Genomic DNA, 26,748 nt, shown 5'->3' on the forward strand with positions numbered 1-26,748 from the left:
TGAATACAAAAAGAACATACCAGCCCATTGGAAATGGGTAACATTGAATGACATTGGGGTAGTTGTTAGTGGGGGAACTCCATCAACGAAGGACCCTGAATTCTGGGGTAATGAAATACCATGGATTACTCCTTCAGATTTATCAAATCATAAAGAAGTTTTTGTATCAAAAGGTAGAAGAAATATTAGTGAGATTGGGCTTCATTATTCTTCCGCAAAATTATTACCTAAAAACTCAGTTCTTTTTTCTTCAAGAGCACCAATTGGTTATGTTGCTATTGCTAAAAATGAGTTAGCGACTAATCAAGGTTTTAAAAATCTGATTATAAATGATTCTATAAATGCTAAATATGTTTACTATTATTTAACTACTGTTAAAGAACTCGCGGAAAAAATGGCGAGTGGAACTACTTTTCTTGAACTTTCTGCAACTAAATTTAAGCAAATACCTTTTCCTCTAGCTCCAATCGAAGAACAGGGTAGAATTGTTGAAATGATTGAAGTTGCTTTTCAAGAAATAAAATTGTTAGAGAATACAGTAAAAAAATCTTTGACCGATTTAAATATATATTTAGACAAAGTCATTTTAAACGCTTTTAGTAAAGAAAATAATCCATCCCAAACAACTACTACATTAAATGAAATTGGAAAAATAGTTAGTGGAGGAACACCAAAAACTAAAGTAAAAGAATTTTGGGGAGGGAACATTAAGTGGATTACTCCTTCAGATTTATCCAGACATAAAGGAAAACTTATTTCAGAAGGGAAAAGGTTTTTATCTAAAAAAGGTTTGGAAAAATCATCAGCTAAACTTTTACCTAAAAATACTGTTCTTTTTTCATCAAGAGCTCCAATAGGATATGTAGCTATTGCTAATAACAGTCTGGCAACAAACCAAGGTTTCAAAAGTATTGTTCCTAAGGAAAATATTAACAGTAGTTATTTATATTATTATCTTAAATCAATCAATGAGTATGCTAATAAAATTGCAAGTGGGACAACATTTTTAGAGTTGTCCTTATCAAAGTTTAAAGAGATTCCATTCCCATTGGTTTCTTTAGAAAGGCAAGCAGTAATAGTAGAAGAAATTGAATATGCGGAATCTCATAAAAACACATTGAAGAAAACGCTTAATGATTGTTTACTTAAGTGTAATTTCATAAGAAGTAAGGTTTTGAATAATGCTTTCCAGGGTAAGATTTCCAATAAAATGGAAGCAGACACTTCTTTGGGAGAGTTGATTAAATTAATTAAAATTGAAAAAGAGAATTACGAATTAGAGCAAAAAAATCTAAAAGCAAATACACCAAAAATTAAAAAAGCAGAAGTTGATTTGGTTAAATTAATCAAGACCAATTTTTTACACAATACGTTTTCCTATCTTGAATTATTTGAAACAATAAATATCTCAAAAAGTAGGTTTTCTAATGAATTCAAAAAACTAGAAAGAGGTAATAAAATAATAAGCATATTTGACGATGATTCAGGGAAATTAAATATTCATTATCATGAGAATTAGAAGATTAACAGTTCAAGACATCGATTATAAGCCATTAATGAGAGGACTAGATATGTTTTTTCCAAGCTCGGAGGAGGATTATATTCATGCTAATTGTCTGGTTGGTATTAATGGCTCTGGAAAGTCGCAAGTACTTGAAATAATTGCAGAGATTTTTTTGTTCTTAGATAGAATCTATAGAACCCAAAATTCAAAGGAAAGTGAAGGAGCTTTATTTGGTTTTAAAATAGAATATGAACTTTTACTAGGAGGGAGTTGAATTTAGTTGTTATAGATTGTCCAAAAATTAATTCAAAAAAGAGTGATATTATTATTGATGTGTTTACAAAAAGTAAGGGGGCTTTAGATTTTGAGCTTGAAGATTTTCATTCATTTTTGCCTAATAAAGTAGTTGGATATACTTCAGGAGATAATGAAACTTTAAGCTTACCTTTTGATTTGTACTATGATGAATACGCAAAATATACAGGGTTAAGAGCATTAAAATCAGAAGAGAATTTTGAAGACTACTCTCCAATGCTATATTTTATGAATTACAATACTAATTTAGGTATTGCAATAAGTAGCCTAATTTTTGAAGAAGAGAATTCGACAATTACAGTATTAAAGAATGAATTAAACATTAAAAGACTAGTTAGTTTTGTTATCACTATACAAACAAATCAAATGAATGCTCCTTTTTATAAGTCAAATGGAGAAGGAGGTATTTTATTGACAGATGAGCTTGAAGAGTGGAAAGAAAAATTAATTAAATGTTGCCCTAAAGCATTGCAAGAAGCTAATGATAAAAAGCATAAAAGATGGGTATTAGAATATGATTTAGATGACCCAAACACAATTAAATTATTTAATCACCATTTTGATAATTCATTAGAGCTATATACTGCCTTATATAAATTGGAGCTGTTAAACAATTTAATTATTAAGGACGACATTGTAAAAAAGATTAAAAAGAATAGGAAAGACAGAAAGCTAGTTACAAAAATGCCAATGGTTCCTGAAGAGGACAAAGTATTAGCCTATTCAGAATTAAAACTTGAATTAAACAATGGTGACATTGTAGACTATCTTAGTCTTAGTGATGGTGAGCATCAGTTTTTGAATATTTTCGGAACAGTATTTATGTTTCAAGAAGATAATTGCTTATTTCTTTTGGACGAACCTGAAACCCATTTTAATCCAAAATGGAGAAGGACTTTTATTCAAATATTAAAGAAATTAACGATAGAAAGGAATCAAAACCTTTTTATTACTTCTCACTCTCCTTTTGTTGTTTCAGATACAAAAAGTGAAAACGTTTTTATTTTTAGGAGAGAACAAGACAAGATAAATATCTCTGAACCAACTCAAGAAACTTACGGAGCTTCTTTTGATGAAGTTTTAAGAATGGCATTTGATATTAAAATTCCAATTTCTGAAGAATCATTATCCTTAATTAAAGAATTGGAAGAATCAGAAGATGTTGAGTATATCCAAAAAAGAATTAAAGAACTAGGGGAATCATATGAATTAACTTCTTTACATAGAAAAATAGAATTTTTAAAATCTAGTAAGAAGTAATATTATGTTGTATAAATACCATTTTATTAAAAAACATAGAATGCACAAATTGAATCAGCATTTTTTAGTTTTTATTAGGAAAATTAGATTTGTGCCTGCTAATAGGGGGTTTAAACCTTCAGCATTTTTTGCAGATAGTTTTTTAAATGACCAAGGAGCTATTGCCCCAAATAGACGAGAGAATAAAAATTTAACTACTAAATTCAAATCATTTTTTGATACTTATAAAAAACTTGACCAACCATTAAAAGATGAATTTTATAAACTGATTTTATTTTCTAAAGATTTACATTTATATTTTGAAGATGAAAATGTTGATGTTAAAATTTTACATAAATCAAATATTTCTAGAATAATAGGGAATGACTCATTTAAGGAATTAATGATTGCTCTGTGGGATAGTCTTAAAACAAATGCTTGGGAAATTGATGAACATTATAAAGAGTTTTTTGAAAATCAATTAATTAAAACCTGTGCTTTTTGTGGAGTAAACCAATTGCCAAACCCATTGTCATATAGAAGTGATTATGACCATATTGCGTTTAAAGGAGACTACCCTATTTCTTCAATAAATTTAAAAAACATAGCCCCATCTTGTTCAGAATGTAATCAAAAATTTAAGCATAGTAAAGATGTTTTCTACACAGATGAAACACTAAATGTAAGAAGAGTATTTATCTACCCTTTTTCAAATTTTATAGATATCCAAATAGATTTTAATCATTCTATTCTTCCAAATACCGATACGAATAATTTAAAAGGTGAATGGATGATTAAGTTTATACCAGATAATGACATGACTAAGACTTGGGATAAAGTCTATGAAATAAAATCAAGATATATTAATGAAGTTTTAAATGTTGATTATAAAACTTGGTTAGGAGAATTTGAAGATGAATTAAGAGATTACGGAATAAAAATTAATAATAGTTTAGAATTAAAAGGGCATTTTAAAAAGCATTTTGATAGATATAATAAAAATAGATTACAAAAAAGATATATTGTAAAATCTTCATTATTTAGATATTTTTATGAATGTGACAATCATGTTTTTTATTCCCTATTAATGAAATCAATAAACAAACCAGCTTAACAATGAGTAGTAATAGTTTAGTTCAAAAAATATGGTCTTTTTGTGATACGCTTAGAGATGATGGGATAGAATATGGTGACTATCTAGAGCAAATCACATATTTACTGTTTTTAAAAATAGCAGATGAATTTTCTAGTCCGCCTTACAATAGGAATTTTAATATCCCTGAAGATTGCAATTGGAATTTTTTTAAATCACCCAATAGAAGGGCTAGAAAAAATTATATAGACGCATTAAAAAAATTAGCCAAATCTGGAGGGATGTTAACTAACATATTTAATGGTGCTCAAAATAAAATTCACGACCCTTATAAACTTGAAAAGCTTATACATTTAATAAATGAAGAAAAATGGGCTTCAGATTCATCAGACATTAAAGGAGATATTTATGAGTCTTTGTTACAAAAGAGTGCCGAAAGTAGCGGTGCTGGACAGTATTTTACGCCTCGCCCAATTATAAAAACAATGGCAGAATGTATTCAGCCAAAACCAGGGGAGACTATTTCTGATCCTACGTGTGGGACTGGAGGTTTTTTTAGGAGCATTAGAGTATTTGAATGAAAATTATTCAAATGAAATAAAAAAAGACCCTATAAAGCAAGAGTTTTTAAAATCAAAAACTTTCGATGGTAATGAAATAGTTCCATCGACAGTACGACTGTGTTTGATGAATATGTTTCTACATGGCATAGGAGACTTACAAGAGACACCAGAGATAAAACTTGAAGATAGTTTAATAGAATCCAAAAATAAAAAAGTTAATATTGTATTAGCTAACCCTCCTTTTGGAAAGAGCAGTAGTTATTCAATTACCAATGATAAAAAATTAGCAGAACAGGATGGGTATAAATTTCGTGAGGATTTTTGGACAACAACAAGCAATAAGCAGCTGTGTTTTGTTCAACACATTATCACCATGCTTGAAGAAAGAGGAAGAGCTGCAATAGTACTACCTGACAATGTTTTATTTGAAGGAGGCGCAGGTGAAATAATTAGAAAAGAACTACTAGAAAAGACAAACCTTCATACTATATTAAGGTTACCAACAGGTATATTTTATGCAAATGGAGTTAAAGTGAATGTTCTTTTTTTAGAGAATGGAAAAAAGACTAAAGATATATGGTTTTATGATTACAGGACAAATGTGCATCATACTTTAAAAAAGTATCCTTTACTGTTTGAGCACCTAAAAGATTTTGTTGATTGTTATCATTCTAAAGATAGAAAAAAACAAAAGAATCATGGAGTTCTGTTAATCAAAAAGGCAGATTTAGAAAGTACTCTTTAAAGGAAATCAAATCCAGAGATAAAACAAATTTTGATATTTTGTGGCTTAGGGATGATAGTTATATTGATTTAGATAGTTTGCCTGAACCTGAAATTTTAGCTCAAGAAATAATTGATAGCCTAGAGAGTGCTTTAGTTAGTTTTAAAGAAGTTGTTAAGAGTCTTGAAAAGTAAAATTATAATAATACATAAATATTAAAATTAAAAAACATGTAATCATTTTAAAATTAATGAATTACGTGTTTTGCATGTGCGAGAACTGGACTCGAACTGGTTCAGGGTATGGAATCGCAATATTTAGTCTTTATTGTTGTAAGTCTAGTGTATAGACAATAGAACATTCACACATAAAAACTTTGTTCAATAAAACATCACGGATATTTGTCTTGTCATACAAATTTTTTAAAAGCATATCTGGGAACATGTCAGTCGTTGTATCCAATGATTCAACCATATAGGATACAGCTTCTGCAATAACTCCCTCGGGGTCATTTTCAAAATTAAAATTTATTAGCTCGACCACAGCGATAAAACCGTTTTTGCGACTAAGAAAGTTAATCTTATTAGTTCAATAGATATTTTGAAGATTGACTAGAAAAGAGTTTGATATTTATAATTTGGAATTTTTATTGTAATAAGTTGATCTATTAAGGAATACAAAATGTTGTACCTATGTTGTACCTAATAAAAAACCCAAGATAAAAATCTTGGGTTTTCCTTTGTAGCGAGAGGGGGCACGATCCCCCGACCTCCGGGTTATGAATCCGACGCTCTAACCAACTGAGCTACCTCGCCATTTTGAGGTTGCAAATATAATAACAAAATTAACGCCTGCAAACATAACTTAATTAAAATATTATCATAAATAATTGTAAATCTTATCAATTAATGTATATATTGAGCAACACAAATCTTTTACACATTTATGGACGATAAAGTTAAATTTGAGATAGAGTTTCCTATTCATGCTTCGCCACAATTATTATATCAATATATATCAACACCTTCTGGTTTATCTGAGTGGTTTTCAGATAATGTAAATTCTCGTGGAGAGTTATTTACTTTTATTTGGGATGATAGTGAAGAGCAAGCTAAATTATTGACCAAGAAAAGCGGAGAACGTGTTAAATTCAGATGGTTAGAAGATGAGGAAGATGGAGCAACTTGTTATTTCGAAATCAGAATCCAAGTAGATGAAATTACAAAAGATGTCTCGTTAATGGTAACAGATTTTGCTGAAGATGATGAAATTGATGAAGCTAAAATGCTTTGGACAAATCAAATTTCAGATTTAAAACAAGTATTAGGTTCTGTTTAGGAAAAGGTATATTAACATTATATTTGTCTCGAATTTACTTCGGGACTCTTTTTATGACAAATTTTAATGGAACTATTTTAGAAGATACTACTCAAATTTCGATTAATAATCGTGGTTATGCTTATGGAGATGCGCTTTTTGAAACGATAAAAGTAGCTATCGGAAAACTATTATTTTGGGAAGATCACTATTTTAGACTAATGGCTTCAATGCGAATAATGCGTATGGAAATTCCAATGAATTTTACAATGGAATATCTTGAAGCACATATCAAAAGTACTTTAGATGCGAACAATCTTCTAAACGATAATGCTAGAGTAAAGTTAATAGTGCATAGAAATGAGGGCGGTTTGTATTTGCCGCAACAAAATACTATAGGTTTTAATATTAGTGTAAAACCTTTAAGTAATGCTATTTTCGAATTGAATGAACGAAAATACGAAGTCGATTTATTTAAAGATTATTACGTTGCTCCAACATTATTATCTACTTTAAAAACGAACAATAAAGCGATAAATGTTATTGGAAGTATTTTTGCCAAGGAAAATGAACTTGATAATTGTCTCTTATTAAATACGAATAAGAATATAGTTGAAGCACTAAATGGTAATTTGTTTTTAGTAAAAGGTAATACTATAAAAACACCGCCATTACTTGATGGGTGTTTAAAAGGTGTAATGAGAACTCAATTAATTAACATAATTGATAAAAAGACGAGTTATACTTTAGAAGAAACTTCTATATCTCCATTTGAATTACAAAAAGCAGATGAATTATTTATTACCAATGTAATTGCTGGTATACAATCAATTTCAAAATATAGGAAAAAGAAATTTGAAACTAAAGTAGCTACAGAACTTGTGCAACAGCTTAATATTTCAGTAAGAATAGGTTAATTATAATTTGGATTTTCTGGAGCATTAGACCAAATACTATACTCACCACCTAATTCTAGCATTTTTTCTTTCCAAAAAGATTGGTAATCTTTCTCGATGATATTTTTTTATAAATATTTTCTGAAACCAACCAAGAATTAGCTTTAAGCTCATTATTTAACTGGTCTGAGTCCCAACCAGAATAACCTAAAAAGAACCGAATATCGTTTTCGTTAATAGTATTTGCAATAATGAGTTCAGCTACTTTGTTAAAATCTCCTCCCCAATAAATACCAAGTGATATTTCAATACTATCAGGAATAAGCTGTGGCACTTTATGAATAAAATACAAGTTATCCTGTTCTACAGGACCGCCATTATATACTTTAAAAGAGGCTTCAACTTCGGGAATTAAATCGCTAATAGTATATTCTAAGGGTTTGTTTAAAATAAAACCAATAGAGCCTTCATCTGAATGGTCTGCTAGTAAGACAATAGAACGGTTAAAAGAAACATCTCCAATTATGGCAGGTTCTGCTATTAACAAATCACCTTTCTTTGGTTCTATACTTGTCATGCGTTTAATTGAATTAGTAACTAAATCTAAGATTATTTTATTAAAAATCCAACTTTTTATAAGCCCATAAAAAAATGCCTCCCAAATATGGGAGGCATTTTCTATTTTTTTCTGTAACTAAAACTTAGTTTACAGCACTTGATAAATCAGATCCAGCTTTAAACTTAACTACGTTTTTAGCTTTGATTTTGATTGTTGCACCAGTTTGTGGGTTTCTTCCGTCTCTTGCAGATCTTCTAGAAACTGACCAAGAACCAAAACCAACTAAAGAAACTCTGTTTCCTTTTTGTAAAGCACCTTCTATTTCAATAAGTGCACATTCTAAAGCCTTTTTAGCAGCTGCTTTAGTGATTCCTGCGTGTTCTGCCATTGCATCAATTAAATCTGTTTTGTTCATAATGTAAATTTTAATTATTAATAAATTGGTTAAACTTTTTTGTTAAATCCTTTACAAATTTATACGGATTATGCTTTCATGCAAGTAATAGCAAGGGAAAAACAAGGTTTTGTTGATAACTTATATCATTTGTTAATAAAGGATGTGCATTTTAACGATATTTTATGATATCAACATTGATAGGGGTTCAGAGCATTTTTGCATCAACTTCAAATTGATACCCATTTAAAAGTGATTTTGCATCCATCAATTTCTTTCCAGGGAGCTTTATTTTTAAGATATTTATGTACCCTTCTGCAACTGAAACTTTTAAGGTTTTCTTTGTTGAAATAATTGTACCAGTATTGTGATTGTGAGATTCAATTTCTTTTTCTGCACCATATATCTTTATATCTAAAGTTTCTTGGCCATTAATTAATTTGCACCAAGCGGCAGGGTAAGGAGACAATCCACGAATGTGATTGTAAATTTCATCTATAGAAGCTTGCCAATCAATTTTACAATTATTCTTATTTAGTTTATAAGCTGTCTTAATATCTTCAGTTTCTATTTGGGGTGTTGTAGTTAGATGTCCGCTTTTAATAGATTTTACAGTTTTAATAACCAAATCACTTCCTAGAGCCATTAATTTATCATGAAGACTTCCTGCGTTTTCTTTTGGACCTATTTCTATTTCCTTTTGAAGAATCATTTCACCTGTATCAATTTTTTCGTCTATAAAGAAAGTAGATACTCCAGTTTTAGTTTCTCCATTTATAACAGCCCAATTTATAGGTGCAGCACCACGGTAATTTGGTAGGAGTGAAGCGTGTAAATTAAATGTACCATATTCTGGCATTTGCCAAACAACTTTTGGTAACATTCTAAAAGCAACCACTATTTGTAGGTTTGCATTTAAATCTTTTAATTCCTTAATAAAATCATCATTTTTTAAGTTTGTAGGCTGTAAAATAGTAAGCCCTTTATCTTTTGCGTATTGCTTTACGGCACTTTCGTTAAGTTTTCTACCTCTGCCTGCAGGTCTATCAGGAGCGGTAATAACGCCTACTATATTATAATGGTGTTCTACCAATGCTTTTAATGTAGCAACGGCAAAATCGGGCGTACCCATAAATACAATTCTTAAATCCCTCATAAATGGCTTAATTTATATGTGTTTGTTTTTGTAATCGTTATAATGTTGTGTTCTAGAAGCTTCCTTAAAACTTGTTTTGTTTGTGCATCATTACAACCTATAGTTTGAGTTATAACTCTCGATGATACATCGCCTGACTCTAAAAGTTGAATAATTTGTTTTTTGATATCCTCTAAACTTAATTCAGTATTTTTTGATTTTTTATTAGAACACACCGAACAAATTCCACAAGGGTTCAAATCTTTTTCTCCAAAATAACTCAAAAGCTGCATGCTTTTGCAAACATCATCGTTTTTAATATAATTAATTACTGCACTTACCTGTTCTTCTTTAAGTTTATTTTGTTGTTTTATAATTGAAGCAATTCGGTTGATGGTTTTGTCATCCTCTCGTGGTTCAATAAAAGTGATTTGCGCATCAGTTTTTGTATGATTTAGAGTAATAATTTCATCTTTATCTAATTGCTGTAATGTTTGGATGATAATATGTTCTGATACAGAAGCTTTATCAGCCATTTTTAAAGTGTTAATATCAGTTTGATGATCAAAAATACCGCCATAACTTCTTAATATCGATTTTACGATAGTTTCAAAACCTGTATGCTTTTCTAAGTATTTGAAAATTATGTTATTTGGAGCTAAGAATTGAACTAAGACTTTGTTTTTAAATTGATTTGATAAATTGATAATGCTATTTCTGTCTAAAACCAACAATGCATTGTAACATAAAATGCCATTAAAATCGTAAGTTTTACAGAACATGTTAAAATCAAAATCATGCGAAGTATATTGACCTTCGCCATATGAAATTTGAAAATAATTACATAATTTCCGATACACCAGTTTTACACTTTCAACTGTTGCCAAAACTTTTAAAAACTGATTTTTTACTAAGGCTTCATCACTATTGTTTTTCAAAATGATAGCGAATGCTTTTTCTCCGTTTCTGCCAACACGACCTGCTTCTTGAAAGTAACTTTCAATACTTTCGGGCAAATTTAAATGAATTACCGTCTTTACATCAGGTTTATCAATACCCATACCAAAAGCGTTTGTAGCAACCATAACCTGTTTTTGGTTGTTTACCCAAGCGTTCATGTTTTTATCTTTTTCTGTGGCATTTAATCCGCCATGATAAAAAGTAGATGTAATACCTCTAGATTCCAGATGCGAACTAATTTCTAAAGTTGCTTTTCGGTTTCTAACATATATAATTGAAGATGCTGTATATTTTTTTAGAATAGTTTCTAATCGATAATATTTATCCTCTTCATATAAAACCATATACCCAAGATTGGGTCTGAAAAACGATTGTCTGAAAATTTTAGGATTGATAAAATCAAGTTGTTTGGTAATATCGTCAACAATTTTAGGCTTAGCAGTTGCAGTTAGCGCAATCACATTTGCAGTTGGTTGTAACTGTCGTAGTTTTACAATGTTTTTGTAGGCTGGTCTAAAATCATTTCCCCATTGTGAGATACAATGTGCTTCGTCAACAGCAATTATGTTTACATTCATTTGGCGAATGCGTTCTTGTACTAATTCTTGTTCTAAGCGTTCTGGTGAGAGGTATAAAAACTTGTAATTTCCGTAAATACAATTATCTAAAAGTGTGTCTATCTCAGTTTTACGAATACCACTTGTAAGCGCAATTGCCTTGATACCTTTGTGATTTAAGTTTTTTACTTGATCTTTCATTAAAGCAATAAGCGGAGAAATTACAATACAAATACCATCTTTCGCCAAAGCAGGAATTTGAAAGCATAATGATTTTCCACCACCAGTTGGTAAAAGGGCAAACGTATCTTCGCCTTTAATTACAGCATTAATAATATCTTCTTGTAAAGGCCGAAAAGATGTAAATTTCCAATAGCGCTCTAGTATGTTTATGGGATGCTGGCTCATTCTATATTTAAGTAATTTAAAATGAAATCGGTACGTTCTACAACAGTTCCAAAAGGTACATCAATTGGCGTGTAATTGTAATTTGTATAGGTGTTTAACAAATGCTCATGGATTTCTTTAGCTTGAGAAAAATTTTCATAGCGTTCGTTATCACTTGTGTAAATTGCTTTCCAAGGTTTTAAAATGAAAACGGTATTGTAAACAGATTGTTTTGTAGTTTCAATAAAAAGATTAGGATAATTATCTCCAACGTAGTTCATGTATGCTAAAACATCTGGAATGCCTCTGTCAAAAAAAACGATGTCACTATTTAAGGTTTCTGAAGTTTGAAATTGCTCTAAACGTCCTTTTAAAAGTAACTCACTAAATAATAGCGGATTGGTTAAAAACAATTGGTCAATCCCTTCTTTTTGAGCATCTAAAATCAATTGCCTGGATATTTCTTCAAGACAGGTATAATTTCTTCTAATTAATTCGTTAATAATAGTAGACTTTCCAGTTCCTGGTCCGCCAGTAATTACAATTTTTTCGATGCTTAAAATAATTTGAATTTGATTGTAAAATTCGGAATTTAATTGCTTTAAAAAAAATGAAAACTAAGTAGTATATTTGCATCTTAAAAATTGGCAATGAGCATACCTCCAAATTCAGACGAATTTTACAAAAAATTAAAAGATCAGCTATACGATACTGCGTTATGGCCAAGTGAGTATTTATACAAGTTTATTGTTAAAACTGATACAGCTAAAATTGCTAAAGTAGAGTCTCTTTTTAATAATATGGGAGCTGTAATTAACAAAGTTGAATCTAAAAATGGTAAATACACTAGCGTTTCAATTAACGTAAGAATGGAAAATCCCGATGCTGTAATCGCTAAATATAAAGAGGTTGCAGAAAAGGTAGAAGGAGTTATTAGCCTTTAGTTTTTTTTCGTATTTTGCAGCATTACAACTTCATAGAATTTTAATACCACACTTATATTTTGATTGATAATTTAGAATACAATACAGAGCGAGAGCATTTAATAATTCCAGAGTATGGACGTCATCTTCAGAAAATGATAAACCATGCAAAAACAAGAGAAACTAAAGAAGAGCGCGAGAAATTGGCAAAAGCCATCATATCTGTAATGGGTAATTTACAACCTCATTTTCGTGATGTTCCAGATTTTCAGCATAAATTATGGGATCAATTGTTTATCATGTCTAATTTCGAATTAGATGTTGATTCCCCGTATCCAAAGCCATCAAAAGAGTTGTTGGCAGAACGTCCAGCTCCTCTAGAATATCCTCAAAATTTCCCAAAGTATCGTTTTTACGGAAACAATATTAAAACGATGATTGATGTAGCTAACACGTGGGAAGATGGAGAATTAAAAGAAGCTCTGCTTTACACCATTGCAAACCACATGAAAAAGTGTTTCTTAAACTGGAATAAAGATACTGTAGAGGATGCAGTAATTTTTAGTCATTTGTTTGAATTATCTAACGGGAAAATAGATTTGAGAAATTCTAAGGAAGATTTATCAGATTCTAGTAACTTATTACGTTCTAAAGGTAAATACAGTAATAATAACAACAAAAAGAAGAAGAATTCTAACAATCGTCAGAGAAAACGCTACTAAATTTACCTATGGGAACATTCAAAATTGAAGGAGGTCATCAGCTAAAAGGCAGCATTCAACCTCAAGGTGCAAAAAATGAAGCATTACAAATTCTTTGTGCAGTTTTATTGACTCCAGAGAAAGTTACCATCAACAACATTCCAGATATTATAGATGTCAATAAACTTATTTCATTGTTGAAGAAGTTAGGTGTTAAAGTTGAAAATCTTTCTAAAGGCGCATATTCTTTTCAAGCAGATACAGTTGATTTAAAATATTTAGAATCAGATCAATTCAAAATTGATGGTCGCGGATTACGTGGTTCTATTATGATAGTTGGTCCGTTGTTGGCCCGTTTTGGTAAAGGTTATATTCCTAAACCGGGAGGCGATAAAATTGGGCGTCGTCGTTTAGATACTCATTTTGAAGGACTTATTAAATTAGGCGCAAAATTTGGTTATAGTAGAGAAGAACAGTTTTACGGTGTTGAAGCTAAAAAACTAAAAGGTACTTATATGTTGCTTGAGGAAGCTTCGGTAACTGGTACTGCTAATATTGTGATGGCTGCGGTTTTAGCCGAAGGACAAACTACAATTTACAACGCTGCATGCGAACCATATTTACAGCAATTGTGTAAAATGCTGAACAGAATGGGAGCTAAAATTAGCGGTGTTGGTTCTAATATGTTAATTATTGATGGTGTTGAAAGTCTAGGTGGTACAGACCACACAATGCTTCCAGATATGATTGAAATTGGAAGTTGGATTGGACTTGCTGCAATGACAAAAAGTGAGTTAACCATTAAAAATGTAAGCTGGAACGATTTAGGTGTCATTCCGAATGTGTTCAGAAAATTAGGAATTACTGTTGAAAAGCAAGGAGATGATATTCATATCCCTGCGCATAGCGATGGTTATGAAATCCAAAGTTTTATTGATGGTTCTATCTTAACAATTTCTGATGCACCATGGCCAGGGTTTACGCCAGATTTATTGAGTATTATTTTGGTTGTGGCTACGCAAGCAAGAGGAAGTGTGTTAATACACCAAAAAATGTTTGAAAGTCGTTTGTTCTTCGTGGACAAACTGATTGATATGGGAGCGAAAATTATACTTTGCGACCCGCACAGAGCTACGGTTATTGGGCACGATTTTAAATCTACATTAAAGGCAACAACCATGACGTCTCCTGATATTAGAGCAGGAGTTTCGTTATTAATTGCTGCCCTTTCTGCAAAAGGAACATCTACCATTCAAAATATAGAACAGATAGATCGTGGTTATGAAAATATCGATGATCGTTTACGTGTTATTGGGGCTAAGATTGAACGGGTTTAGTAGTATGTGATAATTAATTTATGGCAGCAAAAAGTAGAATAGTTATTATTGATGTTTTACGAGGTCTGGCCATTTCTGGAATATTACTAATACACCATATAGAGCATTTTGATTTTTACAAAAAACCAGGCTATACCACTAGTTGGCTAATCAATATTGATACTTGGGTTTGGGATAAAATTTTTATGTTAATAGCTGGAAAGGCATTTGCGCTCTTTTCATTACTTTTTGGAGTTAGTTTTTGGATTATTCATGAGAATAGAAAAAACAGAGGAGAATCGTATTTTTTGAGACACTTCTGGCGCATGTTTTTGTTATTTCTTTTTGGAATTTTTCATGTAGTTTTTTTTAGAGGCGATATTTTGGCGATGTATGCTGTAATAGGCTTGCCATTAATTATTTCTCCTTACTTAAATAAAAAATTACTTTTATTACTTTCAGTTGTATTACTTCTTAATCCTTTGAATATTTACGCTTTAAGCACCTATTTTATAGATTCAGGTTTATATAATTTTAGAATGCCTTATCCTAAAGTTAATGCTAATGCAATATTAGCAGAAGGTTCATTTATTGATGTTTTAAAAATGAATTTTACTACTGGTTATCAAGGCACTTTGGTATGGTCTTGGAATGTTGGACGCTTTTTTACGATCCCAGGATTATTTTTTCTAGGGGTTTATTTTAGTAAAATTAAAGCCATTACTGAAAAGCCCATAAAATATTGGTACACTATTTTATCGATAAGTTTAGTGGTTTGGTTGGTGTTCAATTTAATTGAGTTTTCTTGGATAAATCAAATTGAAGATAAAACGGCTAAAAGTCTCTTGGGATCAATTATTACTGTTTACTCAAAACTGTCTATAATGTTTGCAATGCTAGCATTTATAATTGTTATATGGAGACACAATGAAGGTAGGGTTTGGATTGCTAGATTTTCAGATTTTGGACGATTAGGCTTAACAAACTATATTCTCATGTCTATTATAGGATCTATATTATATTATGGTTGGGGATTTGGTTTGCATAAATATTGCGGTTCGTTAATTACTTTGTGCATTGGTATCGTTGTTCTAATATTTCAAATGAAATTATCATCATGGTGGTTAAAAAAATATGGACAGGGGCCATTAGAAATGCTGTGGCGTAAATTAACTTGGATGAAGTTTTAGCATACTAATTTATTTAATAGGAATATAAAATTCAGTTTTTAATTTTTCTTCGGAAACACGTTCTGGATTGCTAATGTAGCGTTCCCTTACAGGTTCATCACGTAACTCATAATCCGTAGAGAGTAACCAATCGTTGAACATATAGTTATACACCTGCTCAAAGTTTTTATAAGAACCTTGATATAAAAACATCGCGAATTTACCGCCTTTTAAAGTTTTTACGCCAATATCTCTTCTAGGTTTTGCGTCTTTATGAATTATTAAACAAGCATCATATCTTATATTTTTTTCGTCGGTAATTTTTGGATCATCGTGCGGCAATCCTATGTGTTGAATCCCCTTAGTAAATAGCTTTTGTACTTTTACTTGTCCCCATAATTTTGTCCAAGCAGATGTATAATCTAAAGTTTGATACGCACCTTGCAGTCGCAGATACAGACATTTTTTGTCTTCAATTTCTAAAATTTTTGGTTTTTTAATATTTAGTGTAGTTTTCATAGTGTTCGTTTTTTTGAAAGTGAATGATTTGTTTTTTCTATATTCTGAAGGCGATACTCCAAAATGATTTTTAAATGCTTTTGATAAAGATGAAGGTGTTTCAAAGCCTACTTGATAAGCAATGGTTTCAATATCCTCAGAAGCATATCTAATCATTTTTGCAGCAGTTTTAAGTCGTGTTCTAGAAATATATGCGCCAATGGGTTCTCCTAAAAGTGCTCTTGTTATTCTATGAAAATGAAACGGTGAAAAATGTGAAATCTCAGCAAGTGTTTTAAGGTCTATTTTACTATCTAAATTTGTATTGATAAACTCAATAATTACATTTAGTTTTTGCTCGTAAAAATCCTTATTAGTTTGTTTCTGTGTTTTTTCCATGCAACAAATGTATTCAGAAAGTAAGATAACTACTTTTCCAATCTTGCTAAATTCTCCATATATAAAATAATCAATTTTTATGTAACTTAAGGGAGTAATTTACCGTCTCATATTTGAAATCTAAAATCAATCAAAAATATATCATGAAATCAATTTCTAAATTTTTAGTATCAAAAAAGAGTGTTTTAATAATAACACTAATGGTTATCTGTAATCTTGCTTTCTCACAAACCAAAGTGGAGCAAATAGACCAGCTTGTAAACAAATATGTCGAGTATGGTAAGTTTAATGGTTCCGTGCTTGTTGCTGACCAAGGTAAAGTTATCTATAAAAAAGGTTTTGGGATGGCAAATATGGAATGGGATATACCTAATGCGCCAAATACAAAACATCGTTTAGGTTCTATTACCAAACAGTTTACGGCAATGTTGATATTACAATTGGCTACTGATAGCAAATTAGATTTACAAGCACCAATTACCAAGTATCTTCCTGATTATCCTGAATCTAAAGGGGATAAAATAACAACGCATCATTTATTAACGCATACCTCAGGAATACCAAATTACACATCTTTTCCTAAGTTCTTTAAAGAGGAAAGTCGAAATGCATACAAACCCAATGAATTTGTAGAAAAGTTTGCATACAAAACTCTAGATTTTCAGCCAGGAGAAAAGTTTAGTTACAGTAATTCAGGGTATTTTTTATTAGGCGTTATTATTGAAAAATTATCTGGAAAAACCTATGAAGAACTCCTTCATGAGAAGATTTTTAAACCATTAAATATGAATGACTCTGGGTATGATAATCATAAAGATATTTTAAAAAATAGAGCGACAGGTTATGAGAAAAGAGGAAAAGCGTTTATCAATTCTAATTACTTAGATATGTCTATTCCTTATGCAGCGGGTTCTTTGTATTCAACTGTTGAAGATTTATACCTGTGGGATCAAGCATTATATACCAACAAATTATTGCCTAAAAAGTACATGGATTTATATTTTAAGCCTCAAATTTCTGCTTGGAGAAATAGCCATTATGCTTATGGATGGGGTGTTGGATATAGTAAAATTGGAAAATCAAAAGATAGTATCTATACCATAGGACATGGTGGTGGTATTAATGGTTTTAATACAAATATATCAAGAACACCCTCAGATAAATCTTTGGTGGTACTTTTAAATAATACTGGTGGTGCACCTCTTAATCAAATGACTAGGGCTATTAGAGGAATTCTTAATGGAAAACCATATAATATGCCAAAAAAGTCGATTGCAGATGAATTATTAAGTATTATAAATGAAAAGGGAATTGATGCAGGAATAGCACGCTATAATACCATCAAAGATTCTGATTTATATAATTTAAATGAAGGGGAAATGAATAGTATGGGATATGAATTAATGAAGGCTGAAAAAATAACTGAAGCTGCCGAAATTTTTAAGTTGAATATTGAATCCTTTCCTAAATCCTCAAATGTATATGATAGTTATGCTGAGGCGTTGATGAATTTAGATAAGAAAGATTTAGCTATTAAGAATTATAGAAAATCAGTAGAATTGAATCCCAATAATCAAGGTGCAATTAAAAATTTAAAAGAGTTGGGTGATGATGTGAGTGATTTGGAAAAGGAAGTTGTTGTGGCAGATGAAATTTTAGAATCCTACACCGGTTCATATCAATTAATGCCTAGTTTTATCATAACTGTTACTAAAGAGAGGGGGCAATTAAAAGCTCAAGCTACAGGACAACCTATGTTTGATATTTTTCCTAAATCTCAAACAGTATTTTATTTAAAAGTTGTTGATGCACAGTTAACATTTAATAAAAATGATGCTGGTGATATTGATAGTGTAACACTTTTACAAGGAGGACGAGAAATTACTGGTAAACGTGTTGAGGAATAGTTTACTAAAATTTATCTAACAATATAAACACTTTCCTTTTTGGAAGGTGTTTTTTTATGTTGTAATGGATACTTTTTTAACAAGATAATTAGCGCGCAAACCTTCCTAAGACTAAAGAAAAAAATATTCTTAATTACATCCCATTCTTCTCGCAAAATTCCATAACAGCAAGTGCTACGTTTAAAACCATCCAACATGAGCGTATTTTTACGTAATAATCCTTCAAAAGTTCCTCCAATTTTCTCAACAGCTTTTCTAGAAACAATGTTACGCTCATCAACTCTAAACTCAACTTTATCAAACTCTAAAACTTCAAATGCATATTGTAGCATTAAAAACTTCGTATTCATATTTAATCCTGTACCTTGAAATTCACGCCCAATCCAAGTTGCACCAATTTCGAGAACCTTATGATGCCAACTTATATTCATATACCTAGAAGTTCCAGCATAGGTATTTGTTTTTTTGTCAAAAATGATAAAAGGAATAGCTGTTTTATTGTGATACCAATCTATAGCTGTTTTTACATAATTTTTTAAATCTTCGGGCGTATCAATCTTACTTGGAGAATATTGTACCAAATTTTCTTGTTGCGAAATTTTTGTTAACTGCTTATAGTTTTCTAAATCTAAAAGCGTGAGTTTTACACGTTTATTTTCTAAAGTTGGTATTTTCATTTGTAATTACTGAGCTGGTAGTAATCTCTTTAATTATTCATTCTAATTATCTGAGCATTTTGTATTTTTACATCTGCCAATAAAAATACAGTATTTCAATGCAATTATCAAAAGAGGACGTTATAGCACAAGCAAATAAAGCTTGTAAAAATACCTTAATGGAAACGCTACATATCGAGATTATCGATTTTGGGGATGATTTTTTAGTTGCTAAAATGCCAGTAAATTTTAGAGTTCACCAACCCGATGGTGTATTACATGGTGGTGCTACCGCTGCTTTAGCCGAAAGTGTTGGAAGTTTTGCATCACATATTTTTACAGATTTGGAAACCTATTTTGTAAGAGGTATAGAAATTACTGCTAACCATTTAAAAAGTGTTACTGAAGGTTTTATTTATGCAAAAGCAACGTTTATTCATAAAGGTAGAACCACTCAATTATTGGATATTAAAGTGACTGATGATGATGACAATTTAATTTCTATATGTAGATTGTCAACCATTACATTACCTAAGAAAAAATAGGTAGATGACATCAAATTCTTTTTTGAACGTATTACAGAACAGTATCAAAATCAATTGCCTTTTGTAGTCTACAGAAAACCAAATAAAGTTGCTATAAAAGCGATATTTCAAAATGATGATACATTACACATAACAAACCATTTTGAAGAAACTGGATTTGTGTTTTCTCCATTTGATGATAGTGAGGATAGTGTTTTATTGCCTTTAGAAAGTTCTGAAGTTTTATATCTGAATGACGTCAATTCTAAAGTATTAAAGACGCTTCAGGAACCTGTTATTCCTGCAAAGCCAGAAATCCACAAAGAGTCTAAAGAACAACACGTCAACCTCGTAAAAAAAGGTGTTGAAGCCATTAAAAGTAATGAGTTTCAAAAAGTAGTACTATCTCGTCAAGAAACTGTAGCACTTGAAAACAACAATCTAATTTCAATTTTTAAAAACCTTTTATCGCATTATGTTTCTGCATTTGTGTATTGTTGGTACCATCCAAAAGTTGGATTATGGTTAGGTGCAACGCCAGAAACATTGTTAAAAATTGAAGGGCGCCTATTTTCAATTATGGCATTGGCAGGCACACAAAACTATAATGGTACACAAAATGTTACTTGGGAAAACAAAGAATTACAAGAACAAAAATTTGTAACTGATTTTATTTTGGATAATATAAAATCAACAGTCGATAATATTAAAGTTTCAGAATTAGAAACTGTTAAAGCTGGTAATTTATTACATCTGCGTACTCAAATAAAAGGAACACTTAATCCGCAAACTTTAAAGTTTGAAGAGCTATTAAGAAGTATACATCCAACGCCTGCCGTTTGTGGTTTGCCTAAAGTTGCAGCAAAACAATTCATATTAAAAAATGAAAATTATAATCGTGAATTCTACACAGGTTTTTTAGGCGAATTGAATTTTGAAACTAATGTAAAACCCAGAACAGGAAAACGTAATATTGAAAATAGAGCATACACATTAAAACAAAAATCTACGCAGCTTTACGTGAATTTACGTTGTGTACAACTTAAAGCTAACAATGCTCAAATTTATGTAGGTGGTGGAATCACAGAAACATCAAATCCTGAAAGCGAATGGGAGGAAACGGTTTCAAAATCTATGGTGGTTAAAAAGGTGTTATAATTTAACTTTTTTGATTGTGATTTCTTAATTTCGCTCTAAGATTTAGAAGTTAAATGACCTATCCTAAAATTCCGCTAGCACAAACCGTTATTCAGTTGTGCAAAGCGAAACATATTAAACATATAATAATCTCGCCTGGTAGCCGAAATGCACCATTAACTATTGGTTTTACCAACGACCCTTTTTTAAATGTTATAGTATTGTAGATGAGCGTTGCGCTGCTTTTTTTGCAATGGGAATTGCCCAACAATTAAAAGTACCAACTGCAGTAGTTTGTACTTCAGGAAGTGCATTGTTGAATTATTATCCAGCAATTGCAGAAGCATTTTACAGCGATATCCCGTTAGTAGTATTATCAGCTGATAGACCAAAACATTTGATTGGAATTGGAGACGGACAAACCATCAATCAGAAAGATGTTTTTAAGAATCATATTTTATATTCAGCAAATTTGAAGTTGGATTTAAAAGACGAAAAAAACGTGCCACTCCATGAAGATTTGCCTATCATGAAAAATTTGGAGAATAAGTTAGAACGTTTTCTAGGATTGCAAAAAGGTATTCAAGATTACAATGAACATGAAATAAATACAGCCATTAATTTAGCGAAATTTAAAAATGGCCCAGTACATATCAATATACCCTTCGATGAACCTTTATACGAAACTGTTGATGAGCTTTCTGTAACTCCAAAGGTGTTAGAATTTAACATTAAAGATAATGGCATTGATGGTACTATTTTGAAGGAATGTTATGAAGATTGGACTGCAGCTTCAAAAAAATGATTTTAGTTGGTGTGAATCATCCCAATGAAATTGATAAAAAATTATTAGATGAATTCTCTAATGATGATAGTGTTATTGTATTTACCGAAACAACATCCAACCTACAGAAAAAAAGTTTTTTTCCCAGTATTGATCAAATTATTGCTCCGTTAACAGAAGAAGAACAAAAACAATTGCAACCAGATATTTTAATGACTTTTGGTGGTTTAATTGTATCAAAAAAGATAAAAGCACTTTTACGAAAATTCAAACCAAAACAACATTGGCATGTAGACGAAAAGAAAGCAAATGATACGTTTTTCAGTCTAACAAAACATATTGAAACTTCTCCTCAGCAATTTTTTGAGCTCTTTTTGCCAATGATTTCACATTATAAAAAAAGTGATTACAAAAACTTTTGGACAAAGATTAAAGCGCACAGGTTAAAAAGACATGAACAGTATTTAAGGGAAATTCCGTTTAGTGATTTTTTGGTTTTTGATGCAATTTTAAAAACTATTCCGAGTAATACTATTTTGCAATTAGGAAACAGCTCTACAATTCGCTATGCACAATTGTTTAGTATTGATAAAACAATTGAAGTATATTGTAACCGTGGCACTAGCGGTATTGATGGTAGTACATCTACAGCTATTGGATGTGCTGTTACTCATGAAAAACAAACTACGTTTATTACAGGAGATTTAAGCTTTTTATACGATAGCAATGCACTTTGGAACAATTATATCCCGAACAACTTTAGAATAATAGTGGTAAATAACCAAGGTGGTGGCATTTTTAGAATTCTTCCAGGACATAAAAACACCGAGAATTTTGATAGGTATTTTGAAACGAATCACCAATTAACTGCCGAGCATTTGTGTAAGATGTTCAATTTTGAATATGTTGCTGTTTACGAAGAAAACCAATTAAAGGAAAACTTAAATTCATTTTTTGATGTTTCCAATAAACCTAAATTATTAGAGGTACTTACACCTAAAAATAGTAATGATGAAGTATTGTTAGACTATTTTAAATATATAAAATAGCGTTAATGTGACTTTACATATGTTAACGTGTCTAAAAAATAGTTATCTTTAGAGATAGTAATTATTAACCTTAAAAAACATTTTTATCATGAGTAAACGTGACGATCTTATTGCTAAATATGCTGCAGATTTAAAAGACAAATGTGGTGTTAACGCTGACATGGATTTATTAACTAAAGTTACAATTGGTTGTGGACCATCAATTTATAATGCTGATGCTTCAACTGTTTCAGGATCTGATGATTCTGAATTAGCAACTGTAAAAAACAATTTCTTAATTAAAAAATTAGGATTAAGCGATAGTGCAAAATTGGATGAAGGTATTGCTTCTGTTATGGAAACATACGGAAAATCTAACCGTAATAAATATAGAGCTGTTGTATATTATTTATTGACTAAGCATTTTGGTAAAGAGTCTGTTTACTAGTAGAACGACATATAACATTTTAAAGCGTTGCAATTTAGTAACGCTTTTTTTATGCGTATTAATTTAGTAGTCATTACCTAATGTTATAACTTTGCATCCTATGGAATTAGGACAAATTAATACCCTTGAAATACTTCGTGAAACTGATCACGGTATCTATTTAATTGATGGAGATGATAATGAAGTATTACTTCCCAATAGATATGTGCCCGAGGCATTTAAGATTTGGGACAAAATAGATGTTTTTGTTTATTTAGATAATGAAGAACGTTTGGTGGCATCTACCGATATGCCTTATATCAAAAAAGATGAATTTGCATTGTTAAGGTGTAATCAAGTTACCGATTTTGGTGCTTTTTTAGATTGGGGTTTAGTTAAGGAATTATTTTGCCCATTTAGTGAGCAAGCATTTAACATGAAATCTGGTGGTTGGTATTTGGTATATTGTTATTTAGATGAAAAAACTGAGAGGTTAGTTGCTTCAAGTAAAACCAATCGTTTTTTGGATAACAAGGAATTAACTGTTACTGAATTTGAAGAAGTAGATTTAATTGTATCACATCCTTCCGATTTAGGTTGGAACGTTATTGTAAATAGAAAACATTCAGGACTTATCTTTAAAAATAATATTTTTAAAGATATTAGTGTAGGGGATAAGTTAAAAGGCATCGTAAAAAAAATTAGGCCAGGTAATAAACTAGATATTGTTTTAGAAAAAATTGGTTATAGAAATATTGAGCCAAATTCTGAACGTATTTTACAAGAATTAGAAGATAATAGTGGTTTTCTTAATTTAACAGATAAATCCAGCCCTGAAGCTATAAAAAACACACTTCAAATGAGTAAAAAGAGCTTTAAAAAAGCTGTTGGAAGTTTGTATAAAGAACGCCAAATAGACATTAAACAAGATGGTATTTATTTAGTTGAAAATTTATAGAATGTTTACCATTTTATAAAAAAACAAAAAAAGCTCAACCAATTTAGTTGAGCTTTTTTTGTGTAAAATTTATTATTAAGAGTTTTTATTCATCTTCTAATTTCCAAGTTCTAACCCAGTCATATTTGGTAGTTCTATCATCCACAGATCCAGTTTCAAAAATATTATTTGCATCTATTGGGTTCCAATCATAAGTCTCAATAGCCATAGTAATATGACCTTCCAAATCAAAATCAGTAGGAGGCGTAATACTATAAACGTATTCACCATCTAAGTAAAACAAAATTTCAGTTGGTGATTTCCACCAACACCCATAAACAAAAAATCTAGAGTGGTTTTTCTCATCAAGATTTCTTTTCCCAGGTGATTGTTTAGATTCATTAACCTCTGTGTCGCATGTTCTATTATGTCTCCAAGTGTTTGAGTGGTATACAGCGTCCCAACCATTTGCCCAAGCTTGTGTTCCGCTATGAGTTCTCCCCACACACTCTTGTATATCTAGCTCAAGTTTCCTAATTGGTCCTGTACTGCAATTTTGTGGAAATGCTATCCAAAACGTGGAGGACATAACCGTTTTATTTGCTTTCATTCTACATTCATAATATTGCCCATGTTTTGCCTTAATTTTAGAGCGAAGAATAGCTCCTCCATGGGTCCATGATGTGTTGTTTACAGTCTTTGGAGAAGCAAACTTTTCAACAGTAATATTTAAATTACCATCACTAACTGATACATTATCTGATTCAAATAATGCTGGAGGTCTACCATACCATCCAAATGGATCGTTTGCAGGATCTCTGTGCCATTTCGTGTCATCAAATGTGGCTCCATCAAATTCATCCGAAAGATTATCAAGTTTAGTCCATTTTTTTCCAGCAGGAGTAGGGTTAAGGTTCATAAAATAAGGTAAACTTGCTGAAGGTGCATTTTTTGTTATAACCACATCAAAACTACATGTAGCAGTATTTCCAGCAGCATCTTTAACCTCAAATGTATTTGTTGTAGTACCCTCTGGAAAAAATCTACCAGACTTTATTCCAGCAATTTGAGTAGTAACTGCTCCATCTTTATTATCACTACCAATAGGTTCAGTATATGTGATTTCTTTACCGCTCGAAAAAACATCAATAGTTTCATTAATGTTAGATGGACAGCTAATTGTTGGGTTTACAGTATCTTTTATTTCTTTTTTCGTTGTCGTCGCTTGGATTGCTACTGCTACAAGCTGTTGCTAAGAGAGTAAGTGATAAAAATAACAATTGCACAACTTTCTTTTTTAATATCATAACATTTTATTTTTTTTGAAAAAACTAAGTTATGAGTTAATAAAGACTTTAAGCTTATCAAATGTTTTATTGTTTATAACATATGTGCTATTATTATAGTTGAGTGGAATAGTGTTTTTAAAAATATTTTAATATTAAGAATCTTGTAATCAGACGATTAAAATCATATGTTTAGTTGTTGTCTAGTTAAAAGAGAACAAACTACTATTCTTCAACTTATTATAAACATTGTTTATTGCATCTATAATATTATCATAATTTACATTTTCAGAAATACAAAAATCATTTTCTAACTCAGCATTCATTTTTGCGGCAAGATCATGACCTACTACACCATATGCTCCTAAATTCGTAGCCTTTTCTCTAAATTTTGGAGCATCTAATAAATTAACGGAATAGGAATTAATTCTATTCGCTATTACGCCATAGGGTTTAGATTCACCAAAGTATGATTTAATCTCATCGATGATAAAAGAAACATTGCTATTATCAATATGAATACCTTCATTAATTTCTACAACCGCTAAGTGATTGAAAAAAAATATGTTTCCTATTTTGTTTTGAACAAATGCCAAAATTTGATTTGAAAAATCAGATTCTATAATTTTCATTTTGATGCAAATCTATACCTCGTTGCGCTAGGGGGTTAAAATTGTTTTTTAAGTCTTAAATGGTTGTTTTTTAGACACATAAATAATGATTTAGTCACAATGTTTTAACTAATCAATAAAAAAGTAGCGCTAATATATCCTATAAGTGCATAGTGTTTTTAGTGTAATAATTTGATTTTAAGTATGTTAAGTATAAGTGAGTAAAGTCTAAAACTTACAGGCTTACAGTATAATCAAGATATATTTCTGTTATTTGTTTGGAAGGTTAACATATCAAATTCATTATTTTTGTTGCATGATATATCAAGACACTATAGTTGCATTAGCGACACCTTCAGGAGCAGGAGCGATTGCAATTATTCGTTTATCTGGTAAAGATGCTATTTCTATTGCTTCAAAACAGTTTAAATCTGTTTCTGGAAAGCTATTGGGGCAACAGAAAACCCACACCATTCATTTAGGTCATATAGTTGATAGCGCTATTACCATTGATGAGGTATTGGTTTCAGTATTTAAAAACCCAAATTCTTATACAGGTGAGGATGTTATAGAAATATCTTGCCATGGTTCAAATTATATACAACAGGAAATTATCCAACTATTTTTGCGGCAAGGTTGTAGAATGGCAGATGCTGGGGAATTTACTTTAAGGGCTTTTTTAAATGGAAAACTAGATTTAAGTCAAGCTGAAGCGGTTGCTGATTTAATATCGAGTGATAATGCAGCATCGCATCAAATTGCAATGCAACAAATGCGAGGGGGTTTTCTTCTGAAATAGCAA

The 26,748-nt window shown here is 30.8% G+C and carries 28 protein-coding genes, 1 tRNA gene and 3 pseudogenes; 20 read left to right on the top strand and 12 right to left on the bottom strand.

Annotation, left to right across the window (positions count from 1 at the left end; translation table 11 throughout):
- The first annotated feature begins 16 nt into the window (after positions 1–16).
- The 7 genes from AC0L5U_RS00220 (at position 17) to AC0L5U_RS00250 (ending at position 5,632) form a co-directional block, all read left to right on the top strand.
- Entirely contained in the window at positions 17–1,519 is a 1,503-nt protein-coding gene (locus AC0L5U_RS00220; RefSeq protein ID WP_473416119.1) for a restriction endonuclease subunit S, read from the top strand.
- Positions 1,509–1,778 carry a hypothetical protein gene (locus AC0L5U_RS00225; protein ID WP_473413983.1) on the top strand — a complete coding sequence of 90 codons (270 nt, stop codon included), beginning with the start codon at positions 1,509–1,511 and terminating at the stop codon, positions 1,776–1,778. The genes AC0L5U_RS00220 and AC0L5U_RS00225 overlap by 11 nt, the downstream gene beginning before the upstream one ends.
- Positions 1,775–3,079: a restriction system-associated AAA family ATPase gene (locus AC0L5U_RS00230; RefSeq protein ID WP_473413986.1), complete on the top strand. Its 1,305-nt coding sequence runs from the start codon at positions 1,775–1,777 to the stop codon at positions 3,077–3,079. Before AC0L5U_RS00225 ends, AC0L5U_RS00230 begins: the two co-directional genes overlap by 4 nt.
- 91 nt (positions 3,080–3,170) lie before the next feature.
- The gene (locus AC0L5U_RS00235) at positions 3,171–4,172 is read left to right on the top strand and encodes a hypothetical protein (RefSeq protein ID WP_473413987.1); all 1,002 of its coding nucleotides are present in this window, start codon (positions 3,171–3,173) and stop codon (positions 4,170–4,172) included.
- A gap of 2 nt (positions 4,173–4,174) precedes the next feature.
- Positions 4,175–4,732 (top strand): type I restriction-modification system subunit M, encoded by a 558-nt coding sequence (locus tag AC0L5U_RS00240; RefSeq protein ID WP_473413988.1) that lies wholly within the window; start codon positions 4,175–4,177, stop codon positions 4,730–4,732.
- On the top strand, positions 4,725–5,459 hold the full coding sequence (locus tag AC0L5U_RS00245; RefSeq protein WP_473413990.1) for an HsdM family class I SAM-dependent methyltransferase: 735 nt from the start codon (positions 4,725–4,727) through the stop codon (positions 5,457–5,459). Before AC0L5U_RS00240 ends, AC0L5U_RS00245 begins: the two co-directional genes overlap by 8 nt.
- 38 nt (positions 5,460–5,497) lie before the next feature.
- On the top strand, positions 5,498–5,632 hold the full coding sequence (locus tag AC0L5U_RS00250) for a hypothetical protein (RefSeq protein ID WP_473413991.1): 135 nt from the start codon (positions 5,498–5,500) through the stop codon (positions 5,630–5,632).
- A gap of 130 nt (positions 5,633–5,762) precedes the next feature.
- On the opposite strand, the gene AC0L5U_RS00255 is transcribed toward AC0L5U_RS00250, so the two are convergent.
- Together AC0L5U_RS00255 and AC0L5U_RS00260 are read right to left on the bottom strand one after the other, a co-directional pair.
- A complete protein-coding gene (locus AC0L5U_RS00255) occupies positions 5,763–5,981 on the bottom strand; it encodes a hypothetical protein (protein WP_473413993.1) in 219 nt (72 codons plus the stop codon).
- A gap of 199 nt (positions 5,982–6,180) precedes the next feature.
- A tRNA-Met gene (locus tag AC0L5U_RS00260) sits at positions 6,181–6,253 on the bottom strand.
- A 130-nt stretch (positions 6,254–6,383) separates the two neighbouring features.
- On the opposite strand from AC0L5U_RS00260, the gene AC0L5U_RS00265 reads away from it, so the two are divergent.
- Positions 6,384–6,776: an START-like domain-containing protein gene (locus AC0L5U_RS00265; RefSeq protein ID WP_473413995.1), complete on the top strand. Its 393-nt coding sequence runs from the start codon at positions 6,384–6,386 to the stop codon at positions 6,774–6,776.
- A 53-nt stretch (positions 6,777–6,829) separates the two neighbouring features.
- Positions 6,830–7,672 (top strand): aminotransferase class IV, encoded by an 843-nt coding sequence (locus AC0L5U_RS00270; protein ID WP_473413996.1) that lies wholly within the window; start codon positions 6,830–6,832, stop codon positions 7,670–7,672.
- Here the strand turns inward: AC0L5U_RS00270 and AC0L5U_RS00275 are convergent.
- The 5 genes and pseudogenes from AC0L5U_RS00275 to AC0L5U_RS00295 all read right to left on the bottom strand — a co-directional run bounded on the left by AC0L5U_RS00275 (position 7,669) and on the right by AC0L5U_RS00295 (position 12,215).
- Positions 7,669–8,228 (bottom strand): annotated as a pseudogene (locus AC0L5U_RS00275) (YqgE/AlgH family protein). The gene AC0L5U_RS00270 and the pseudogene AC0L5U_RS00275 sit on opposite strands and share 4 nt — an antisense overlap.
- 124 nt (positions 8,229–8,352) lie before the next feature.
- Positions 8,353–8,625: an HU family DNA-binding protein gene (locus tag AC0L5U_RS00280; RefSeq protein ID WP_473413998.1), complete on the bottom strand. Its 273-nt coding sequence runs from the start codon at positions 8,623–8,625 to the stop codon at positions 8,353–8,355.
- A 187-nt stretch (positions 8,626–8,812) separates the two neighbouring features.
- The gene (fmt, locus tag AC0L5U_RS00285) at positions 8,813–9,760 is read right to left on the bottom strand and encodes a methionyl-tRNA formyltransferase (protein WP_473413999.1); all 948 of its coding nucleotides are present in this window, start codon (positions 9,758–9,760) and stop codon (positions 8,813–8,815) included.
- Positions 9,757–11,664, bottom strand: coding sequence for a RecQ family ATP-dependent DNA helicase (locus AC0L5U_RS00290; RefSeq protein WP_473414000.1), 1,908 nt, complete (start codon positions 11,662–11,664; stop codon positions 9,757–9,759). Before AC0L5U_RS00290 ends, fmt begins: the two co-directional genes overlap by 4 nt.
- Positions 11,661–12,215 carry an AAA family ATPase gene (locus AC0L5U_RS00295; protein WP_473416120.1) on the bottom strand — a complete coding sequence of 185 codons (555 nt, stop codon included), beginning with the start codon at positions 12,213–12,215 and terminating at the stop codon, positions 11,661–11,663. The genes AC0L5U_RS00290 and AC0L5U_RS00295 overlap by 4 nt, the downstream gene beginning before the upstream one ends.
- 78 nt (positions 12,216–12,293) lie before the next feature.
- Between AC0L5U_RS00295 and AC0L5U_RS00300 the strand changes: the two genes are divergently transcribed.
- Genes AC0L5U_RS00300 through AC0L5U_RS00315 form a run of 4 tightly spaced genes read left to right on the top strand, consistent with a single transcriptional unit; the run spans position 12,294 to position 15,773 of the window.
- On the top strand, positions 12,294–12,587 hold the full coding sequence (locus tag AC0L5U_RS00300; protein WP_473414001.1) for a DUF493 family protein: 294 nt from the start codon (positions 12,294–12,296) through the stop codon (positions 12,585–12,587).
- 59 nt (positions 12,588–12,646) lie between these two features.
- A complete protein-coding gene (locus AC0L5U_RS00305) occupies positions 12,647–13,288 on the top strand; it encodes a DUF4290 domain-containing protein (protein WP_473414003.1) in 642 nt (213 codons plus the stop codon).
- An 8-nt stretch (positions 13,289–13,296) separates the two neighbouring features.
- Positions 13,297–14,604 (top strand): UDP-N-acetylglucosamine 1-carboxyvinyltransferase, encoded by a 1,308-nt coding sequence (gene murA, locus AC0L5U_RS00310; protein ID WP_473414004.1) that lies wholly within the window; start codon positions 13,297–13,299, stop codon positions 14,602–14,604.
- A 20-nt stretch (positions 14,605–14,624) separates the two neighbouring features.
- Complete coding sequence (locus AC0L5U_RS00315) at positions 14,625–15,773, top strand: DUF418 domain-containing protein (protein ID WP_473414005.1); 1,149 nt, start codon at positions 14,625–14,627, stop codon at positions 15,771–15,773.
- Positions 15,774–15,782: 9 nt separating this feature from the next.
- Here AC0L5U_RS00315 and AC0L5U_RS00320 read toward each other — a convergent pair whose 3' ends face one another.
- Positions 15,783–16,649 (bottom strand): AraC family transcriptional regulator, encoded by an 867-nt coding sequence (locus AC0L5U_RS00320; RefSeq protein WP_473414007.1) that lies wholly within the window; start codon positions 16,647–16,649, stop codon positions 15,783–15,785.
- Positions 16,650–16,792: 143 nt separating this feature from the next.
- Here AC0L5U_RS00320 and AC0L5U_RS00325 point away from each other — a divergent pair, with 143 nt between their 5' ends.
- Positions 16,793–18,556, top strand: coding sequence for a serine hydrolase (locus tag AC0L5U_RS00325; RefSeq protein ID WP_473414009.1), 1,764 nt, complete (start codon positions 16,793–16,795; stop codon positions 18,554–18,556).
- A gap of 11 nt (positions 18,557–18,567) precedes the next feature.
- On the opposite strand, the gene AC0L5U_RS00330 is transcribed toward AC0L5U_RS00325, so the two are convergent.
- Positions 18,568–19,233, bottom strand: a complete 666-nt coding sequence (locus tag AC0L5U_RS00330) for a GNAT family N-acetyltransferase (RefSeq protein ID WP_473414010.1) — start codon at positions 19,231–19,233, stop codon at positions 18,568–18,570.
- 98 nt (positions 19,234–19,331) lie between these two features.
- On the opposite strand from AC0L5U_RS00330, the gene AC0L5U_RS00335 reads away from it, so the two are divergent.
- The 5 genes and pseudogenes from AC0L5U_RS00335 (at position 19,332) to AC0L5U_RS00355 (ending at position 24,070) form a co-directional block, all read left to right on the top strand.
- Positions 19,332–19,757 carry a PaaI family thioesterase gene (locus AC0L5U_RS00335; protein ID WP_473414011.1) on the top strand — a complete coding sequence of 142 codons (426 nt, stop codon included), beginning with the start codon at positions 19,332–19,334 and terminating at the stop codon, positions 19,755–19,757.
- Between the two features lie 54 nt (positions 19,758–19,811).
- The gene (locus AC0L5U_RS00340; protein ID WP_473414012.1) at positions 19,812–20,894 is read left to right on the top strand and encodes a chorismate-binding protein; all 1,083 of its coding nucleotides are present in this window, start codon (positions 19,812–19,814) and stop codon (positions 20,892–20,894) included.
- 53 nt (positions 20,895–20,947) lie between these two features.
- Positions 20,948–22,706, top strand: a pseudogene (gene menD / locus AC0L5U_RS00345) (2-succinyl-5-enolpyruvyl-6-hydroxy-3-cyclohexene-1-carboxylic-acid synthase).
- An 88-nt stretch (positions 22,707–22,794) separates the two neighbouring features.
- Positions 22,795–23,133 carry a DUF2853 family protein gene (locus AC0L5U_RS00350; RefSeq protein WP_473414013.1) on the top strand — a complete coding sequence of 113 codons (339 nt, stop codon included), beginning with the start codon at positions 22,795–22,797 and terminating at the stop codon, positions 23,131–23,133.
- A gap of 100 nt (positions 23,134–23,233) precedes the next feature.
- Complete coding sequence (locus tag AC0L5U_RS00355) at positions 23,234–24,070, top strand: CvfB family protein (RefSeq protein WP_473414015.1); 837 nt, start codon at positions 23,234–23,236, stop codon at positions 24,068–24,070.
- Between the two features lie 85 nt (positions 24,071–24,155).
- Here the strand turns inward: AC0L5U_RS00355 and AC0L5U_RS00360 are convergent, their stop codons facing one another.
- The 3 genes and pseudogenes from AC0L5U_RS00360 to AC0L5U_RS00370 form a co-directional block, all read right to left on the bottom strand.
- Positions 24,156–25,013: a LamG domain-containing protein gene (locus AC0L5U_RS00360; protein WP_473414017.1), complete on the bottom strand. Its 858-nt coding sequence runs from the start codon at positions 25,011–25,013 to the stop codon at positions 24,156–24,158.
- Positions 25,014–25,064: 51 nt separating this feature from the next.
- Positions 25,065–25,280, bottom strand: a pseudogene (locus AC0L5U_RS00365) (HYR domain-containing protein); the annotation flags it as partial.
- A gap of 258 nt (positions 25,281–25,538) precedes the next feature.
- Positions 25,539–25,967: a hypothetical protein gene (locus AC0L5U_RS00370; RefSeq protein WP_473414018.1), complete on the bottom strand. Its 429-nt coding sequence runs from the start codon at positions 25,965–25,967 to the stop codon at positions 25,539–25,541.
- Between the two features lie 295 nt (positions 25,968–26,262).
- Between AC0L5U_RS00370 and AC0L5U_RS00375 the strand changes: the two genes are divergently transcribed.
- Positions 26,263–26,745, top strand: a complete 483-nt coding sequence (locus AC0L5U_RS00375) for a hypothetical protein (protein ID WP_473414019.1) — start codon at positions 26,263–26,265, stop codon at positions 26,743–26,745.
- Positions 26,746–26,748 lie beyond the last annotated feature (3 nt).

This window comes from Jejuia sp. G7-7, assembly GCF_055808955.1.

What these genes read in the sequence shown, in the direction of transcription:
- AC0L5U_RS00225 (WP_473413983.1), top strand. Translation starts at nt 1,509, where the DNA reads ATGAGAATTAGAAGATTAACAGTTCAAGACATCGATTATAAGCCATTA.
- AC0L5U_RS00240 (WP_473413988.1), top strand. Translation starts at nt 4,175, where the DNA reads ATGAGTAGTAATAGTTTAGTTCAAAAAATATGGTCTTTTTGTGATACG.
- AC0L5U_RS00265 (WP_473413995.1), top strand. Translation starts at nt 6,384, where the DNA reads ATGGACGATAAAGTTAAATTTGAGATAGAGTTTCCTATTCATGCTTCG.
- AC0L5U_RS00270 (WP_473413996.1), top strand. Translation starts at nt 6,830, where the DNA reads ATGACAAATTTTAATGGAACTATTTTAGAAGATACTACTCAAATTTCG.
- AC0L5U_RS00280 (WP_473413998.1), bottom strand. Translation starts at nt 8,625, where the DNA reads ATGAACAAAACAGATTTAATTGATGCAATGGCAGAACACGCAGGAATC.
- fmt (WP_473413999.1), bottom strand. Translation starts at nt 9,760, where the DNA reads ATGAGGGATTTAAGAATTGTATTTATGGGTACGCCCGATTTTGCCGTT.
- AC0L5U_RS00290 (WP_473414000.1), bottom strand. Translation starts at nt 11,664, where the DNA reads ATGAGCCAGCATCCCATAAACATACTAGAGCGCTATTGGAAATTTACA.
- AC0L5U_RS00300 (WP_473414001.1), top strand. Translation starts at nt 12,294, where the DNA reads ATGAGCATACCTCCAAATTCAGACGAATTTTACAAAAAATTAAAAGAT.
- murA (WP_473414004.1), top strand. Translation starts at nt 13,297, where the DNA reads ATGGGAACATTCAAAATTGAAGGAGGTCATCAGCTAAAAGGCAGCATT.
- AC0L5U_RS00315 (WP_473414005.1), top strand. Translation starts at nt 14,625, where the DNA reads ATGGCAGCAAAAAGTAGAATAGTTATTATTGATGTTTTACGAGGTCTG.
- AC0L5U_RS00320 (WP_473414007.1), bottom strand. Translation starts at nt 16,649, where the DNA reads ATGGAAAAAACACAGAAACAAACTAATAAGGATTTTTACGAGCAAAAA.
- AC0L5U_RS00325 (WP_473414009.1), top strand. Translation starts at nt 16,793, where the DNA reads ATGAAATCAATTTCTAAATTTTTAGTATCAAAAAAGAGTGTTTTAATA.
- AC0L5U_RS00330 (WP_473414010.1), bottom strand. Translation starts at nt 19,233, where the DNA reads ATGAAAATACCAACTTTAGAAAATAAACGTGTAAAACTCACGCTTTTA.
- AC0L5U_RS00335 (WP_473414011.1), top strand. Translation starts at nt 19,332, where the DNA reads ATGCAATTATCAAAAGAGGACGTTATAGCACAAGCAAATAAAGCTTGT.
- AC0L5U_RS00350 (WP_473414013.1), top strand. Translation starts at nt 22,795, where the DNA reads ATGAGTAAACGTGACGATCTTATTGCTAAATATGCTGCAGATTTAAAA.
- AC0L5U_RS00355 (WP_473414015.1), top strand. Translation starts at nt 23,234, where the DNA reads ATGGAATTAGGACAAATTAATACCCTTGAAATACTTCGTGAAACTGAT.
- AC0L5U_RS00370 (WP_473414018.1), bottom strand. Translation starts at nt 25,967, where the DNA reads ATGAAAATTATAGAATCTGATTTTTCAAATCAAATTTTGGCATTTGTT.
- AC0L5U_RS00375 (WP_473414019.1), top strand. Translation starts at nt 26,263, where the DNA reads ATGATATATCAAGACACTATAGTTGCATTAGCGACACCTTCAGGAGCA.